This is a genomic window from Anaerolineales bacterium (assembly GCA_022866145.1).
In the GTDB taxonomy this organism is placed as follows: Bacteria; Chloroflexota; Anaerolineae; order Anaerolineales; family E44-bin32; genus PFL42.
Window position 1 is genome coordinate 1 of sequence record JALHUE010000343.1, and the last position, 2,001, is coordinate 2,001.

Consider the following 2,001-nt stretch of genomic DNA (forward strand, 5'->3'; position numbering starts at 1 on the left):
CTGCTCGACAAGGACGATGGCGCCATCGACCTGGACGGCTGGATCTCGCTCAGCAATACCAGCGGAGCCACCTTCAAGGACGCTCTACTCAAACTGATTGCCGGGGACCTGCAGCGCCTGCCGCAGCCCGGCCTGGCCGCCGACGCGATGGAGATGGAGCGGGCGGCTGCCCCGACCTCCGCCCCGGTGGAGCAACGCGAGTTCTTCGAGTATCACCTGTACGAGATCCCGCGCCCGGTGACCGTGCGCGACAACGAGTCCAAGCAGATCGAGTTCGTCAGCACCGCCGATGTGCCGGCGAGCAAGTTCTTCGTCTACGATGCGTTGCAGTGCCGCGACTACTACTGGTACTGCACCTTCCAGGGGTACGCCCAGACCGATCCCTCGTACGGCATCGCCTCAAATCCGAAAGTGATGGTGATGGTCGAGTTCGACACCGAGGAAGTGGACGCCGACCTGCCGCGCGGCCGCGTGCGGGTGTATCAGGAAGACGTCGACGGCGCCGCGCTGCTGATTGGCGAGGACACCATCGATCACACCCCCAAGGGCGAGCAGGTCCGCCTGTACGTGGGCGATGCCTTCGATATCGTCGGCGAACGCATCCAGACCGATTTCACCCGGCCTTCCGAGAACAGCCTGGAGGAAGGTTTCCGGATCACCTTGCGCAATCACAAGGACGAGGCAGTGGAAGTCCGTGTCGTCGAGCATCTGTTTCGCTGGAGCGACTGGAAGGTTCTGACCACCTCGGACAACTACACCAAGCTAGATTCGTCGACCATCGAATTCCGGGTGCCGGTGCCGGCGAACGGAGAGCACACGCTGACCTACCTCGTCCGCTATGAGTGGCCGTAGCCGAGGCGATCCGGTCGAGGCCGGAGACAAGCGCCAGCCCGCAGCCGATTGCCTGCGGGCTGGCCCGGAGCCCAAAGGATGAGCACACTCCTCCGGAACGGTCTTTCGATCACACTCCTGCTTGGCCTGGCCCTTGGGGCTTGCAGGCGTGGCCAGGGGGAGCCCGGCCCAGCACCGGAGCATTACCGGGGGTCCCTCTCCTCGGGCTGCGCGCCGAATGACGCCGTCTCAACTGTGCTGCAGCTGGAATCCACTAGGTCTTCTGACTCGGCCACCTTTGACTTCTGGCCTTCGCGGGGAGTGTCCTTGCCCGCAGTCATCCGTTTTGGCGCCGGACGAGCCGAGGGTCAGGGGGTTTTCTGCACGGTCCCCGAGTCATGCGAGCCGGCAGAGTGGGGGGAAGTCACTCTCGCCGAAGCGTCCGAGCATGGCGGGACTAGCGGGGAATGGACCTTGGGAATGGCCGATGGCCGGCTGCTGCGTGGCACCTACGAGGCAGAATGGCTGGCAATCCAGGCCATCTGCGGTTGAGCCTTTGATCTGAGCCCGCCCACTCAGCCTTCCGCGATTCGCCTGTGCGACTGTGGAACGATGCTAGGCTGTGCTGGAGCGAGGCTCGTCCGCCAAGACTCCCACCCGGCGCACACACGGCCGCAGAAAGACCTCCGGCCCGTGCGGGGCATCACCGATCTCGTGCGTTAGGTCCTGGCCAGCGAAATGCTGCCCACGATGCATTTCCATCCGCCAGTTCGGGCAATCACTCACATCATAGACGACACCCTCAAAAGCCACGTGGCGGGGTCGGCCCCTTTCGCCGTCGTTGGCCCTAAGTTCCTGGCGCGTGATCAGCCGCTCCGTCACGCTGCGTTTGCCGCCTGCGCCTCAAGCCTAGATTGTGGACGCGCTGACGCAGTTCGCCCACACCGGCGAGGCTGGCGAGGCGCCGTCCGCATGCGTTGTCGGGCAGTCGATCCGGGAGTTGCTCGCTCTGGGCGCTTCGCCGGCATCGTCCCAAGCCGGGATCCGCACCCGGAACCCCCAGCCTCCAACATATTGACAATCTTCGATATATCGGGTAATCTGGGGGCCGATCGAGGAGAAGGTCCCGTGTTCGCCGAGCTACAGCCTCGCCCCGTTCACCAGCGCTGC

At 64.4% G+C, this 2,001-nt stretch carries 2 protein-coding genes; both read left to right on the plus strand.

Annotation, left to right across the window (positions count from 1 at the left end):
- Positions 1 to 852, plus strand: an 852-nt coding sequence (locus MUO23_10635) for a hypothetical protein (GenBank protein MCJ7513411.1), incomplete at its 5' end; no start/stop codon positions are given.
- 306 nt (positions 853 to 1,158) lie between these two features.
- Positions 1,159 to 1,383 carry a hypothetical protein gene (locus MUO23_10640; GenBank protein ID MCJ7513412.1) on the plus strand — a complete coding sequence of 75 codons (225 nt, stop codon included), beginning with the start codon at positions 1,159 to 1,161 and terminating at the stop codon, positions 1,381 to 1,383.
- Positions 1,384 to 2,001: the final 618 nt, after the last annotated feature.